At 43.6% G+C, this 15458-nt stretch carries 14 protein-coding genes and 1 pseudogene; 5 read left to right on the forward strand and 10 right to left on the reverse strand.

Annotated features, from left to right (window positions below; translation table 11 throughout):
- The first annotated feature begins 14 nt into the window (after positions 1-14).
- Complete coding sequence (locus MKS89_RS05780; RefSeq protein WP_072961620.1) at positions 15-779, forward strand: metallophosphoesterase family protein; 765 nt, start codon at positions 15-17, stop codon at positions 777-779.
- A 24-nt stretch (positions 780-803) separates the two neighbouring features.
- Positions 804-1418 carry a glutathione S-transferase family protein gene (locus tag MKS89_RS05785; RefSeq protein ID WP_072961617.1) on the forward strand — a complete coding sequence of 205 codons (615 nt, stop codon included), beginning with the start codon at positions 804-806 and terminating at the stop codon, positions 1416-1418.
- 151 nt (positions 1419-1569) lie between these two features.
- Here the strand turns inward: MKS89_RS05785 and MKS89_RS05790 are convergent, their stop codons facing one another.
- Positions 1570-3516 (reverse strand): HAMP domain-containing methyl-accepting chemotaxis protein, encoded by a 1947-nt coding sequence (locus MKS89_RS05790; RefSeq protein ID WP_072961614.1) that lies wholly within the window; start codon positions 3514-3516, stop codon positions 1570-1572.
- 373 nt (positions 3517-3889) lie between these two features.
- Here MKS89_RS05790 and MKS89_RS21025 point away from each other — a divergent pair, with 373 nt between their 5' ends.
- Together MKS89_RS21025 and MKS89_RS21030 are read left to right on the forward strand one after the other, a co-directional pair.
- Positions 3890-4453 carry a transporter substrate-binding domain-containing protein gene (locus tag MKS89_RS21025; RefSeq protein WP_370737044.1) on the forward strand — a complete coding sequence of 188 codons (564 nt, stop codon included), beginning with the start codon at positions 3890-3892 and terminating at the stop codon, positions 4451-4453.
- 51 nt (positions 4454-4504) lie between these two features.
- On the forward strand, positions 4505-4711 hold the full coding sequence (locus MKS89_RS21030; RefSeq protein ID WP_370737045.1) for a transporter substrate-binding domain-containing protein: 207 nt from the start codon (positions 4505-4507) through the stop codon (positions 4709-4711).
- Between the two features lie 105 nt (positions 4712-4816).
- Here the strand turns inward: MKS89_RS21030 and MKS89_RS20950 are convergent, their stop codons facing one another.
- From MKS89_RS20950 to MKS89_RS05810, 4 genes and pseudogenes are all read right to left on the reverse strand, one after another.
- Positions 4817-5356: a methylated-DNA--[protein]-cysteine S-methyltransferase gene (locus MKS89_RS20950; protein WP_370737046.1), complete on the reverse strand. Its 540-nt coding sequence runs from the start codon at positions 5354-5356 to the stop codon at positions 4817-4819.
- Positions 5357-5395: 39 nt separating this feature from the next.
- Positions 5396-5926 (reverse strand): annotated as a pseudogene (locus MKS89_RS20955) (bifunctional transcriptional activator/DNA repair enzyme AdaA); the annotation flags it as partial.
- A 95-nt stretch (positions 5927-6021) separates the two neighbouring features.
- Positions 6022-6606, reverse strand: a complete 585-nt coding sequence (locus MKS89_RS05805; protein ID WP_159439576.1) for an alpha-ketoglutarate-dependent dioxygenase AlkB family protein — start codon at positions 6604-6606, stop codon at positions 6022-6024.
- Positions 6581-7201 carry a PGAP1-like alpha/beta domain-containing protein gene (locus tag MKS89_RS05810; protein WP_072961607.1) on the reverse strand — a complete coding sequence of 207 codons (621 nt, stop codon included), beginning with the start codon at positions 7199-7201 and terminating at the stop codon, positions 6581-6583. Before MKS89_RS05810 ends, MKS89_RS05805 begins: the two co-directional genes overlap by 26 nt.
- A 263-nt stretch (positions 7202-7464) precedes the next feature.
- On the opposite strand from MKS89_RS05810, the gene MKS89_RS05815 reads away from it, so the two are divergent.
- Positions 7465-10104 carry a glycoside hydrolase family 30 protein gene (locus tag MKS89_RS05815; RefSeq protein ID WP_072961600.1) on the forward strand — a complete coding sequence of 880 codons (2640 nt, stop codon included), beginning with the start codon at positions 7465-7467 and terminating at the stop codon, positions 10102-10104.
- Here the strand turns inward: MKS89_RS05815 and MKS89_RS05820 are convergent.
- From MKS89_RS05820 to nagB, 5 genes are all read right to left on the reverse strand, one after another.
- On the reverse strand, positions 10038-11036 hold the full coding sequence (locus MKS89_RS05820; protein WP_072961602.1) for a D-alanine--D-alanine ligase family protein: 999 nt from the start codon (positions 11034-11036) through the stop codon (positions 10038-10040). The genes MKS89_RS05815 and MKS89_RS05820 overlap by 67 nt on opposite strands.
- A gap of 15 nt (positions 11037-11051) precedes the next feature.
- Entirely contained in the window at positions 11052-12017 is a 966-nt protein-coding gene (locus MKS89_RS05825) for a tyrosine-type recombinase/integrase (protein WP_072960890.1), read from the reverse strand.
- A gap of 70 nt (positions 12018-12087) precedes the next feature.
- A complete protein-coding gene (locus MKS89_RS05830) occupies positions 12088-13323 on the reverse strand; it encodes an ROK family protein (RefSeq protein ID WP_072960893.1) in 1236 nt (411 codons plus the stop codon).
- Positions 13324-14475, reverse strand: a complete 1152-nt coding sequence (nagA, locus tag MKS89_RS05835) for an N-acetylglucosamine-6-phosphate deacetylase (RefSeq protein ID WP_072960896.1) — start codon at positions 14473-14475, stop codon at positions 13324-13326.
- Positions 14476-15288 carry a glucosamine-6-phosphate deaminase gene (gene nagB, locus MKS89_RS05840; RefSeq protein WP_072960898.1) on the reverse strand — a complete coding sequence of 271 codons (813 nt, stop codon included), beginning with the start codon at positions 15286-15288 and terminating at the stop codon, positions 14476-14478.
- Positions 15289-15458: the final 170 nt, after the last annotated feature.

A 15458-nucleotide genomic window follows, 5' to 3' on the forward strand; every position in this document is an offset into this window, starting at 1 on the left:
CACAAGGAAATCTAGTGACAAAATTTGCAGTGTTATCTGATATTCATAGCAATGTTTTTGCCCTTGACGCGGTGGTTAATCATGCCAAATCACAGGGCGTGACCCAGTTTATCAATCTTGGGGATATTTTGTATGGACCGATTGCGCCCAAAGAGACTTATCAATATTTGTTAACGTTGGATGCGATAACCATATCGGGGAATCAGGATCGACAGATCTATCAGGCCACTCCAGAAGACATTGAATCAAATCCCACCATGGCATTCATACTCGATGAGTTGGGTCAAGCACCGCTGGAATGGATGAAACAGTTACCATTTGATTTACAGGTGACCGATGACATTTATGCGTGTCATGGGACGCCAACGGACGATCTGGTTTATTTATTAGACAATGTTGAGTCAGGGAAACCTGAAGTCCGGGCGGATCAGGAAATTATAGCATTATTGGGGGACATCTCATTCCCAATGATTCTTTGTGGTCATACCCATATGCCAAGATGTGTTGAACTATCGACCGGTCAAACTGTGATTAATCCCGGTAGCGTCGGATTGCAAGCGTATCGCGATGAAGAACCTGTGGTGCATGCCATGCAAAACTATTCGTCTCAAGCATCCTATGTCATCTTGTCCAAACATGTTGGCGGTGAGACAAAATGTGGTGATGAGTGGGATATTGCGTTTCATCGGGTCAGTTATGATGTGTCGCAAGCCATCGATGCGGCTCAGCAACGGGGCCGCACAGACTGGGTTCAATATTTACGCACCGGACGATGCTGATAATTGGTGTTTTCAGGAGAGAATATGGATGTTTTACTGTATAGCGCTAAGGGTTCCAATTGTTCGGAAAGAGTGCAGTGGGTACTTAACTTTAAGCGGATTCCTTATCAAAGGATTGAAGTGAGTTCACAAGAGTTGGGGTCGACTTATCTCACAGTGAATCCGTTTGGTTATGTGCCGTCACTATCGGTCGATGGCTTGGTGTTTTCTGAATCAATGGCGATTGCCGAGTATCTTGAAGAGCGGTTTACCGATATTCCTTTACTCGGTAACAATCTTAATGAAAAGACGCATATCCGTCGGGTTTGTGAATATGTAAATGGCAGTATTCATTCACCTCAAAACAAAACGGTACTTAGATTTTTTCGCCCTGAGCTTGATGAAAGTTCGAAACGGCAATTGCGGGGTGAGTGGATTATGCATTGTCTCGGTAAGTTGAGTTCGTCGATTTGTCACGACTCGGGGTATGTTATTGGTCACAATTTCAGTCTTGCGGATATCTTTGTCGCGTCAATTTATAAAAAAGCACGACAACATGGTGCTGCTGAAGACGCATTTTATCATCAGCATCTCATGTTTATTCGCAGTAATGCTCGGGTAGCGGGGGCTGAGCCACCAAAAGATAAGTCTCATGAATGACGTCATCGGGTTGTGAATTATGCGTATAACAAATTATGTATATAAAAAATCGTGCAGATAGTCGTTGTTCCGGGCGGAATAGATTGTGAGCGGAATCAATAAAGGGAGACTCGGTGAGCCCCCTTTATTGATATGGGGTATGTGTTCTCAATTAAATCTTGAAACGGGCAACCAATTGATTCAGTTGTTCCGCCAGCCGTGCAATTTCCCCACTGGATTGACGGGTTTCATCTGAGGCAACCGCATTTTCTTCAGCGATTTGACGCACATTGACGATGTTTTCGTTGATACTTTCAGCAACGGTGCTCTGTTGCTCCGAAGCACTGGCAATTTGCATATTCATGTCATTGATCACACTGATGGCGTGAATAATTGCCTGTAACGTTTCATTGGTTTCATCAGCCTGTTCAACACAAGCTGCCGCTTGTTTTTTCCCTTGGTTCATGGCACTAACGGTACTCTGCGTACCATGTTGGAGCTGTTCAATAATATTCTGGATCTCTTGGGTGGAATCCTGTGTTCTGGATGCCAGCGAGCGAACTTCGTCGGCAACGACCGCAAACCCCCGACCTTGCTCTCCGGCTCGGGCTGCTTCTATTGCTGCGTTTAGGGCGAGAAGGTTGGTTTGTTCGGCAATCCCTCTGATGACGTCCAGAATGGTACTGATATTGTGGACTTCCTGTTCTACTTCGCTGAGTTTTTCCGAAGATTGGGTGACACTTTCCGAGAGTAAATGGATAGCGGTGATAGTTCGTTTCACAACACCTGCACCTGATTCGGCTTCCTGATTGGCTTGATCTGCTGCTCCGGCTGCCTGAGATGCACTGTTGGCAACATCATGAACAGTCACGGTCATTTCATTCATGGCAGTCGCAACCATCTCCGTTTCTGATTCTTGCCTGATGATACTCTGACTGCTTTGTTCGGTGACGGTTGCCAGTTCAGTAGATGCTGAGGCAAGTTCGGTACTGGCTCCGGAAATAGTGGTGATCATCTGTTTCAGATTGACCGCCGTATTCTGAATTGCAGCAAGTAGTAACCCGGTTTCGTCTTTACTGGTTTTTCCGACATCAACGGTTAGATCACCTTCTGCCAGTTGGTTGGCCGCCTTCACGGCTTTATGAACCGGTTTGGTTATGACAATGGTCAGTAAGTAGGACGCTGCAATCCCTAACAAAATTGCCACTACGGATAGAAATATAGTGATTTCGATACTTCTATTGGTACTGTCTTTTAACTGAGGACCAAGCGTATCCTGCTCTTGCATCACGGACAGTGTGACTTTCTCAACATCAGTCGCAATCTTAGGACCTAATTCATCCAGTGTATTGCTAATCATCTGATTGGCTTGTGAAATCAGACTGTTGATATCACGCATATCTTTCAGATAATCTTGATGTGCTTTCAGGAAAGTGTTGAATGGTTCTTGCTGCGGTGTGCCTTGCAGATTCTGTTTCAGAGCCGAGATTTCATCCTGCAGCCCTTGATCCATATTGGTAATCGCGGTGGTGAAATCTTTCTCTTGACTACTCTGAAGATATTTCACCACGAACAGACGTCCAACCAGCATTGCTCGCTGTGCCTGACTCGCATTATAGGTGAGTGTAGAATCGCCTTTCTGATAGGCTGTGTTGATGATTTGGGCAATAGACTCACGCATTGCTTGGCCATAGGTATCGAGTTGTTTTTCAAGCATATTGCGTTGTCTGACTAATGCGACAACTTGATTAAAGGTATTATTGTAGGTATGAATGGACTGACCCACTTGCTCAATCAGGGCTCTTCTTTCCGGTGAGAGAACAGACTGTCTTGCCTGTTCCAAGAAATCTTGCATCTTGGCAAGATATTGTTGATAGCTTGTGATGTCTTCAGTGTTTCTGGTGATCAGAAAATCTTTGACATTCATACGGACCATCAGCATGTTCGTTTGTAATCGACCAGAAAGATTTGTCTCTCGGGCTAAATCTCTATACTTGTTGATCCCGTCACTGACTGACTGTAATGAGTAGATGCTCGCACCCAAAACAATTGATAATAAAATCAATACAGCAGCGAACCCCGTGCCAATTTTTAAACCCAGCCTTAAATCCCTAAACATATTTTCACCTATTCATCTGTTTTGATAGCTATTTTTGACGTTGTTTTTGGCAATAAAATACGTGCCAGAGAAGCGACAAAATACACAAAATATGATATCAGAGTCATGTGCAAATTATAGACTATATATAACATGTCAGAGTAGTGAAGCGCATTGGACTGGGAACCTCTGGGAGAGCGTTCATGGATGTCGAGGAGGCGATGTTTGGGTATAAGATATAATGATAATGGATTGAAATTGTGACGTTTTTCGCTGATGATGCAGGGCTCATCATATCTATGACATGACGCTAAGAATAACCTGATGGTATGATGTTTACTATTGATTTTAAAAATAATATTAGTTCAAGAACAACAAGTTACGGAATGATATCATGACAATTCATCGAGTGAAAAAAAGAATGCGTCGATTGTTGACCGGTTTGGTCATTGGTACAGCGGCTTTTTCTACTACGACAGCATTCGCAACCACATCCACCATTGAGGGTATTTTAAAATCAGGTGAGTTGAAATTTTGTTTTGAAGCTGGGTATGTACCATTTGAGATGACTAGTAAAGATGGGCGATTCATCGGGTTTGATATTGATCTTGCGAAGCATATGGCTCATTCGATCGATGTTAAATTTGTGCCGGTTAATACCGCATGGGATGGCATTATTCCGGCATTACAGACTGGCAAGTGTGATTTTATCGGGGGAATGACAGTGACGCCAAAACGCAATCTGAAAGTGTCCTTTGCCGATGCTTATATGCAGATTGGTCAGACGGTTCTACTGTCACCGAAGCTGGCAGGGAAAATTCATAGTTATCGTGATTTGAATGATGCCAAATATACCGTCACAACCCAAATGGGAACGACGGGCGCACAGGCTGCGAAAAAATATTTGTCAAAAGCAAAAGTCGATCTCTACGATACTTCTGCCGATGCAGTGTTGTAGGTTGCCAATGGCCGAGCGGATGCTTTTGTTTACGATTTACCTTACAACGCAATGTATGCTGCACAGCATCCCAAGCAGGTGGTCCATCTTGATGACGCATTCACTTTCGAACCTCTGGGCTGGGCAGTGCGTCAGGGTGACGCTGAATTTGTTAACTTCCTGAATAATTATTTAAAACAGATCCGTGGTGATGGAACTTATGAGCGGATTTACGCCAAATGGTTTCAATCAGACAGATGGATGAAAAGTGTCCAGTAATCCAATGCTGTCAGCGGATGCTTCTGAAAAAACACCGATTGTTTCGGTGTTTTTTTATGGATAAATTCTGATACCGGCCACAGTGACGGGAATGAGTCTATTGAATCAACAGTTGGTTTTTTCATGTTCAAGTAGCCAGCGTTTGCGTTCCAGCCCCCCGGCGTAACCGACCAGTTTGCCATTCTTGCCGATGACACGATGGCATGGGATGATAATGGCAATGCGGTTATGCCCGTTAGCTGAAGCAACTGCCCGGACGGCAGTGGGTTTATGAATGGCTTCTGCCTGTTGCTGATAAGACGCTGTCGAGCCGTATTCTATTTGTTGTAAAGCTTGCCATACCTCTTTTTGGAATGGTGTTCCCGGTGAGTGAATGCTCACATTAAATTGTTTGCGTGTCCCGGCGAAATACTCGGTAATCTCTTGTTTGGTCTGGCGGATATGGTCATTTTCGCCATTGATGATGGTGGCTTTCAGCAAGCGTTGTAAATCCCGAAATTCGGTTTCCAGCATTCGCCGTTCGACAAATTCCAGTAAACAGACGCCTTCATCGGTTGCACAGACGAACATCGGGCCTAATGGCGTGGTGAAGCGGTTGATCAAGATGACCTGACTATCGGTACTTTGGTTTGGTGATTTTCCCATAACTTTCTTAAACGTATATCCGAATCCACTCAAAGATTCATATCCCACGTCGTAGGCTGTGTCCATGAGTTTTTTCCCTTCTTTGAGTTCGACCAGCGCATTGTTGATGCGATACATTCGCTGGAAGGTGTGAAAAGTGATGCCATAGTATTTTTTAAACCAGCGCCGCACCATCTCAGGTTGTATCTGGTGTTGTCTCAGGCGACTGTCAGAGATTTTTTCTTTCGGGTGTTGGCGAACCAATGCTATAGCCTGAGCAACAGGTGAGGGTGCTTCACTGGCATTTTCTGTCGGTTTACAAATTTTGCAGGGACGAAAACCCGCATCCAGTGCTGCTTTTAATGTGGGATAAAAATCAACGTTTTCTTTTTTCGGTTTTCGGGCCCTGCATGTGGCAATGCAGAAGATGGATGTGGTTTTGACACCCGCATAAAAAGTCCCGACATAACTCGGATCTTTTTCCACCAGCGCTTGATAATAACGATTGATCTGTTGCGGATTGGTAATTGGCTGTCCATGTCTCTGCATCGGAAACGTTCTTCTGTCGTATTGAATAGCAATACGATACATGCAGAAAAACTTGGGTGACAACCAATAAATTGACAACTATTTTTTCGATGACTCCTAATTTTCCGACCATCACTGGCCTGGGTTGGCATGATTGACTATAAGATCTGACGAAACGTCAGACTGATTCGCTGCCCGGTAACCTTTTTGCTTTTGTTGATTCCGTGTCGCCAGTAATGCTGAGTCGGCCCTTCCATAATCAGCAATGAACCATCTGTGGGCGTGATGGTGAATCTGTCTTCACCGTTTCGGTGTCTGAATTGTAAGGGTCTGGCTGTACCGAAGGTGAGCATTGCGACGACCGGGTTTTCTCCTAATTCGGGTTCATTATCAGCATGCATCCCCATATTGTGTTGTCCGTGTTGATACCAGTTCCCCAACATGGAGTTAAATGAATGTCCTGAAGCGTCTTCAATAAGGGCTTTGAGTTGGTTGAGTAACGGTGGCCATGGGGTTGGCGGCAAGCGGACCTGAGAATACGTATAGGCTTTATCACCGTACCAGCATTGAAGTCTAGGCGTTTGATAACGGCGACCAAACAAGTGGACATTACCCTGATACCAGTCCAGGGAATTTTTCAAGGTGTGTGACAGTGTATCGGTCTCTGTGAGGAACTGGTCAATATAGCGCAGCCTGCCATCCGGTAGTGCAATGATTTCAGGATTCCGGTTGGAAACGATCATGGCGGATAAATCCATCGATTTGTGAGGCAAGTGTTTGTGAGTACAGCATCGTCGTATGCGCATAACGAATCTCAAGATGATCGGTCATGCCGGGGATTTTGGTCTCTTCAACGGTGACCGTGCCGTCTGATGCCGAGTCATTGCCGAATAACATCGGCCGAATCCCAAAAGCCACGGTGCCGGCGATGCTGCCGAGTTTCTGGGGAAAGCGCCATTCATCTTGGTGTTGCTGTAATCCATAATTGGGTGCATTACCGAGAATCATACCAAATCCCATTGCCTGAATTTTGCTGATAATCGAGGCGCCCTGAAGGGGAGAACCAATCGTCACCACATGGGAAATTTGAGTCGTGGGTGGTTGACGGGAGGCAAGATAGTTTTTGATCATCAATCCACCGAGGCTATGACCGACCAGAATATTGGTCTGGGTCTCATCGAGTGCTGCATCAATGTTACTAAATAGCTTTTCATCGTCAATAGCAACGGTATTGTAGCTGAGAACCTCCGTGGTATAACCGAGCTGGTTTAATCGCTGCCGCAGCGGTTGCAGCGCGATGCCATGCATGTATAAGCCATGGAGGAGGATGATTTTCATAGACTCTTTCATGTCAGGTTTCCTAAAGACTGAACTGCATCGTATAAAGTCATGTGTAAGATTGCTGATAGTTTGGTTGAATATTATATTCGATCATTCTAAATTATATACATTATATACCCGTATCACCGTAGGCGGGCAGAATTCAGAATGTTTCCAATTGGCTCCATTCAAGGAAATGTTGGCAGGGTGGGCACTTTCTTTCAACAGTATTGGATATCAGTTTCATTTTAACAAAGAGTAAGGATAACTAGTAATTACCTATGAGTAAAAAGCAACAGAAAAATCATGAGGAATTCCGTACTGAGGAAATGAAATTCATCAGAGAACATTTCTTTTCTTCTTTGTCAGATGGTAAATTGCTGATCCTACAAGGGCCGAGCGGCACAGGGAAAACTCATCTGGTCGATGGTTGTTTTTCCGGAAGGAAACAGGGAATGTTTATCCGACATGATATCCCCTGCACAACGCTTTACGCTGATTTTTGTGTCTCATTGTTAAAAAGTATCCTGAATCAATATATTCCCCTGATTGAGCGTGGACGTCTTACGACGGAACAACTCAATGTTGATCATATGCTGGCTGAGGCTACATATAAGTACATAGAAAAAATAATCGATAAGTTAACGATGTATGTGAGAAGCTGGGGAAAAGATATCCGTGATGCGCTAAAGCACCGGAAGACAATCGATGTCAACAAGATATTTTTCTCTGAATCTAATAATATCAGGTTTGCTGAAGGTGTTATTAAGGAGCTCTCAACGGCTCTTCCTTTCAATATTGCAATATCGAATGCACAGAATTTAAATGAAAAAGATCTAGAATATATTTTTGATTTTGCTAGAAATAACACAACCCACCAGTGTTTGTTCATTCTGGAATTCACAACCAATAATTTTAAAGATGGTATTGTTAATCGAGAGTTTATCGCTCATTTATCTGAAGATTACCAGATATCGGTTCGTGCGATTACATTGGCACCGTTAAAATGGAAATATGCTTATCAGATTCCTCAACATATCTCAGTTGATGATTTGTGGGCAAAAAATTATTATGAGAGAAATGGTTTCAATTTATTTGATCTGACCAATTTATCTCATACTGATTACCAGTATCTGGATTCAGTATTTTTTGAAGATATTACCTTTGGCCCTAGCCGAATACCGGGGATTGATACTCAATATTCAGCCACAAAAAACAAAATATTATCTTTGAATGATCATGAGAAATGTATGCTGGTCATGTTAGGCGTACATGGTGGATTCATCAGAAAATATCTACTGGAATATATCTTCGTTAATAAAATATTTCATCTTAAATCAGAGCACATTGAGCGTATCCTTTGCTCACTTCAAGAAAAAAAACTTGTTGTTTCAACGGTAGAAAACGATACAGTGATGCTCTCTTTAATCCATGATTCACTTTATCCAATATTAGATAACTGTGTTGAACTGTTGAGATTTCAGAAAATTTCATGTAGTTGCTGGCTCAATTTATATTATCAGAGAAGTGAAAATGGTTCACAACACCGAGTGGTCGATGAAAGTATCATCGATGCCAGCCCGCTGGAAATTTATTTAAGAGTTGCATATTTCAGCTCATTGCTTGGTTCAACAGTGAGCCTGAATACCGCATGTCGGGAGTTATACCAAATTTCCAGAGTCACAGAACTACAGTCGGATATTATCAGTTTCTATCGGCGTATATCGAAGCGAGTTATTTCCAGTAACTTAGTTGTATCAGGAATAAAACCGAGAATCTTATATTTTTTAGGTGCCGGAGCATTAAATTTTCAGGCGTATGATGTCGTGTCGATGATCATTGAAAATATGCGTCAGGGTACTTTTGGCAGAATCATCCTACAGATATTTGTTGATCAGAGGCATGAACATTTTCAAGCATCTAACCATAACTTATATAAACTATTGAATTTAAAAGACAATACTATTATTGAGGATGATATTATCTTTCTGAAACTGATAAAAGTGATCAATGATAATGGGTTGGCAAAAAATGCAGAACTGATTAGTAAAAATCGACGTGATTATATCCGTTTAATTGAAGAAGCAAGAGTTCAAGAGAGGAAGCAGGCTAAAATTCTCAAGAAAGAAGGGGGCAGGAAGAAAAATCACTCAGTTTTGCCAACTGTATTGAAACATGCATCGATTGGTTATGGATATCAGGAAAGTTTGACTTATATAGATGAATCTATTGCTGCCTTGACTGAGAATGATTTCTCATCTATTGAGATCCTGCAAGCAAAGCTGATCAAAGCAATGCAACTAACACGAGTTGGTCAATTAAATGATGCTCTGACAATCATTCGTGAAATTAAAAGTAATTACCCTAATAACTATATAGAAGTAACAAATATATGGAATTTAGAAGCCGTTATACTGTGTTATCAATATTACCAGCGTGGTAGTTCCGACCAAGATTCCCTTCTGACTGCCCGAGAACTATTCAGTGATGCTTTACGCCACAGTCATGATGAGTTTAGAAAGATTGTTCTGGCCTCTAATATTTTCATTGTTGACCATTTCTTTGGCATGAACGATTTAGAATTAATGCGTTATAGTCGGCATAAATTAGAAAAGTTATTAGAGAATTCGCATATAAAATTCAGATATCTCTATGTTCTGGGTTGGTATAATTTAATGAAATATTATCAACGCTTAGGGAATCAAAATAAATCAGATAATTACCGATATAAGATCGGTGCTATGAGTGATCATGATTCACTTCTATGGAAAGCTGCAATGGGAGATATTGATCCGACAGGAACTGAAGTAGAGTTTTTAGTCTCTACTCCATTTATGTTTGCATTTCTGCCTAATTATGGTTTATCTGCGCCAAGCTTCGATAACCGAGAAGAAATTATATCATTAAGCATTTGGGAGTAATCTTTACCAATCGTATAGTATGAATGAGCGAAAAGACTTTCCGGGCTGATACCGGGATCTGCGGATAACTCGATGCAGTAAAAATCGTCGGTCATTTTCCCATCGATTCGCATGTAGTCTATTTTTCCGAGGGCCTTATAGAGACGCTGAACCTTTTGGGTAATATGTGTCGGCATTTCTTGTGTAACATTAATAAATTTATGTTTTTTCTGTCGGTCAGTATGACGTTTATCTTCCATTGAAAACAAGTGATCATTAAAATAATCGGGTTCACCTTCTATAGTAATTTCAATCGCTTCACAGTGGACGATATCACCTGAACCAACGATACAGTAGGATATTTCTCTGCCAGATATAAATTCTTCCGCTAAAATTGGCGGTTGATAGTGTAAAAGGAGTGTTTCCACTTTATTCTGGGCTTCCTGATAAGATGAAACCTTGTTACTTTGTGTGATTCCAATTGAACCTCCTTCCATTAATGGTTTCACAACCAGCGGATAATCCAGATGGCGGAGTAGCGGGATATTATCCTCTCTGCGAATTAACAGACCTTTCGGGGCTTTAATAGCAAATTCAGCACAGATATTTTTGGATAATTCTTTATCAGAACATACCATTGCAGCATAAGGATCGGCTCCGATATATGTTAAATCATGTAATTCACATATCGATGGTACCAGTGCTCGGCGATTTCTGTTGTTTATTCCGGACCAGATACTCAAAATAATGGTCTGTTTATTCTCTCTTATATTTTCAAGCTCAACTGGATTCTGAATGTGAATCACGTTAAACCTGAGGCTCTGTAGCCCTTCGATGATGGAACTTATCGTTTTCTGTTCTGAGACTTCTAAATCTTTTCTAGATAAATCAAGTTGTTCAAAGCTTTCTGCCACATCTGAAACAAAAACAAGCGTAATTTCTTTATCGGTCATAATTACTAGTTATCCTTACTTTATCATGATGCGACTCCTGATCCGGGCTTGTTGTAGTTTCTCCTGAAGTGCTGTATCTGATACGTGCGTATATATCTCCGTCGTTGCAATGTTACTGTGGCCGAGCAATCGCTGGACAAAACGAATGTCCAACCCGGATTCGAGTAATTCACAGGCGGCACTGTGTCTGAGCATATGTGGCGTGACTTTGATTTGGGTGTGGGCATCAATCGAGAGTTCCCGAATCAGTTTACGCAGAAACTGAGTCGAGGCGGGTTGTCCCCGGCTATTGACCAGAAAATTGTCAGCTGTCGGGGCAGTGACAGTTCTTTCGCACATATAAAGCATGACCAGATCACGTAATTCTTGATCCGGCAGATAGACATATCGCTCTCTGGAACCTTTGCCCAGTATTTTCAGCTTCCCTTCGTGGACAAAGATATCGGTTATTTTCAGGCTGGCCAGCTCGCTTACCCGGATACCTGTTGCAATCAGCAGTTCAACCGACAAAAGTTTCGTCAACTGATTGAGGGCTCTTTTACTCGTGATCTGAGGTATTTTTGTGGCTGAAGATGACTGTTTGATGGGCTGGCAGATGTTGGCTCGGGCACTGGTCAGCATTTGTCTGAGATCGGAGCGGGGAACATTTCTGGGGAGACGTTTCGGGATTTTTAACTCAAAACGGAACTTATGGAATGGATTGATTTCGATACTCTCTTCCTGTTCCAGCCACTTAAACATTGCCTTGATACAAGCCAGTTTTCTTTTGATCGAGGTCGGAACTAACTGGCGTGTTATCAGATGTTCATGGTATTCGGTTAGTTGCTGTTTCCCGATATCCTGTAAAAATGTATGGATGCCCATGTAGTGTATAAACTGCTGTAAATCACAGTGATAGGCTTTAATTGTGTGTTTGGAGAGCCCTCTGCATTTTTCACAGAATAGCAAATACGCAGCGACTGTTTTACCAAGATTTTTCATGGTGATGCTCACTTTAAAACTGATATCTTACTGTTTTATAGAGCATTTTTAAATTATAATGATTTCTTTATCATTGTTCGTTCAGGATGGATTCATTTTTGTCGGTCATAATCAGACTTAGCAGATTGCTCTCATGTAGTGCCCGTTTAATTAATGCATAGCCCCCAATCGTGTCCTGTTGTTGAAAACGGGCTTGTTCAAGGCGTAAATCCCCGGCAAAGCTGGGAAGAGTCTGTCGCTGAATTTGTTCCAACAATAGGGGAAATAATATCGGGGCTGTCTGAACCATTTCTCCGGCAAACAGAATTTTTTCCGGATTGAATACATTTACCAGCATCCCCAGCACACGGCCGAGATATTGGGCGGCTTGCTCGATAATATGTGTTGCGACGCCATCGCCCTGAATCGCGGCGTGACAGAGGCGTTCTATGGTGAGATTATCCGCAGTTAAGACACTTTGATGGCCGCGTTGCAGTAGCGTTTGTGTTTGCTTGAGCAGCGCTTGATTCGAAACGACGGTCTCAAGACAACCAAAGCTACCGCAGTGGCAGCGTTGTCCGAATGGATCAATCTGAATATGCCCGATCTCGCCAATCGGGCGGTGTTTGCCCAAAAGCAATTGCCCGTCGGTGATAATCCCGGCTCCGACGCCGTGATGAATACTGATCAGGATGAAGTCATCGCATTGTTTCGCTTTTCCCAGATAGTATTCCGAGAGTGCTCGGGCTCGAATGTCATTGCCGATGTAGACGGGTAATGCCAGATCTTCAAGCGCTGAGGACAACTTAAGGCCGGCAATTTTATGGTTGGGAGAGTAATGGATCATCCCTGAAGTTGGATCGACCAAACCTGCCATGGTCACCGCAATGGCAATCAAATGATGTGTCGCATACCGAGTTCGGATTTGACAGATTTCATGGCGGAGCGTGTCAACGATGCCTTGTGTATCGTGAGACTCAATCGATGTTTGCTGAACATGATGAATCTGACCGGATAAATCCATCAGACTTGCCTGAATCATATCCCGACCTAACCGACAAGAGATAAAGTAGAAATCTCGCTGATTGGTGGTCAGCGAGATTGCCGGGCGTCCACCGGTTGAGGCTTGTTGTTCAACCTCAGAAATGAGATTGTGGGACAGTAGCTGACGCGTGATATTGGTGATACTGGCTGGTGCCAATGCACTCTGTTGAGCAATTCGGACGCGGGAAATCGGGCCTTCTTGGTCGATCAACTGATAGACCAGTGCCGCATTAACCTGTTTGAGTTGCTCGTGATTTGTCACTTGTCTGCTACGTTTGACCATTTAGTGCATGTCCTTTGTCCACTCGCCATTGACCAGCGTATTGATGACCTGATAAGCCGGATCAAGAATGGTCAGGTTGGCAATCATGCCGGGACGAATGGCACCAAGCAGGTGATCCATTTTGATCGCCCGGGCCGGGTAGAGTGTTGCCATCCGGAAGGCTTCTTCCTGTGGAATTTCGGCTTGTTCAATCAGTAGACGAATCCCTTCATTCATCGTGAGCGCTGAGCCGCCCAGTGTACCATCCTGATCGACACACTGGCCGTCGCGGATAAATACGGGGGTGCCACAAAAATCAAACTCGGTCATCCCTGCCGGAGGGGTCGCAGCGGCGGTTGCATCCGTTACCAGACAAAGCCGCTCGCCCATGACTGTCTTGGCGGTGCGGATGTTCGCCCAATGGACATGGTAACCATCAGCGATGATGCCGGCATACACATCATTGCGATCAAAGACCGCACCGACGACACCGGGAGAACGGCCATTTTCCATCGAGGTCATGGCATTATACAGATGCGTTGCAAAGCTCGCGCCCTGTTCAAATGCTTGGCTGGCTTGCTCATAGGTTGCTGCCGTATGACCGACACTGACGACAATCCCTGCTTTGTGCAGTTGTCTCAGGTGCTCGCTGTGATTCATTTCTGGGGCGAGTGTGACTTTTTTCAGCCATGGCGCCTGTTCAGCCAACCAGCTGATCATGTCATCGCTTGGATGGCGCAATTGCTGGAGCGGATGAATCCCTTTACGTACAGGGTTGGTATAAGGCCCTTCAAGATGCATTCCCAACACTTGGTGTTGATGTTGGGTCATATACTGACGTGTCGTCTCAACCGCTTGACGAATCACATCGTCACTGTCACTGATCAAGGTCGGCAGAAAGCTGGTTGTACCGGTTTTCAGATTGGTGAGATGCATGTGTTCGAGCGTTTCCACAGTCGGCGCGCTATTGAACATCACGCCACCGCAGCCGTTCAACTGTAAGTCGATAAAGCCGGGAGACAAAATATGGCCATGTAAATCGAACCGAGGGATATCTTCCGACAGTTCTGATATCGGGACTAAAGCGTGAATTTTCCCTTTGCTGATAACAACCGCAGTATCCAGTAATTTTTCATCGCCTGTCAGAATTTCACCGTGACATAATGCGAACATTTACTCTGTTCCTCCAAATTGCTCAATTTCAGCCGCTTCAAGCTGCTGAAAATAGCGTAGTGTTTTGACTTTCAGTTCCATCGCAGCGGGCTCATCGCAGATCAGAAGACTCCGGGGATGCATCTGCAAAGCAGAGACAGTCCACAAATGATTGACTGCGCCTTCGACACCGGCCTGTACTGCCAACGCTTTGTTCGGGCCTGTGGCAAGAATCAAAACTTCTTTGGCATCCAGTAATGTGCCGACTCCGACGGTGAGCGCCATTTTCGGTACCTGATTGATATCGTTTTCGAAGAAACGGGCATTATCAATGATCGTTTCTTGGGTCAGGGTCTTGATTCGGGTTCTGGATGCTAAAGACGAGGCTGGCTCATTAAATGCTATATGTCCGTCACTGCCGACACCACCAAAGAAGAGATGAATACCGCCGAACTGCTTAATCGTCGCTTCATAGGCCTGACATTCTGCCTCTAAATCAGGTGCCATGCCATTTAAAATGTGAATATTTTTCTTTTGGATATCCACATGATTGAAGAAGTTTTCAAACATAAAGTGATGATAACTTTGAGGATGATCTGGCGAAAGTCCGACATATTCATCCATATTGAAAGTTACGACATGTTCAAAACTGACGGCACCCGCCTGATACAACTGAATCAGAGACTGATACGTTGTGAGTGGGGTACTGCCGGTGGGTAGACCTAACACAAAAGGCCGTTCAGCCGTTGGTTGAAACGCTTTGATTTTTTCAACGATATAGTGTGCGGTCCAGTGACCGACTTGGTGCTTATTTTTTAAAGGTAATAAACGCATTTTCTCTCTCCATGCATCATACTGACACTCTGATTCACTGCAGTGTTTGCGTGTTCATTGGCTCATTGCATCGGTTTTTACTGTGCACTGCCTCGGAAAATCACGCGCTGAGACGATCAGAATGTAAAGTGAACTTAATTCATATATTGAATAAACTTTTCGATTAGTGC

The sequence above is a fragment of the Vibrio gazogenes genome, assembly GCF_023920225.1.
Lineage (GTDB): Bacteria > Pseudomonadota > Gammaproteobacteria > Enterobacterales > Vibrionaceae > Vibrio > Vibrio gazogenes.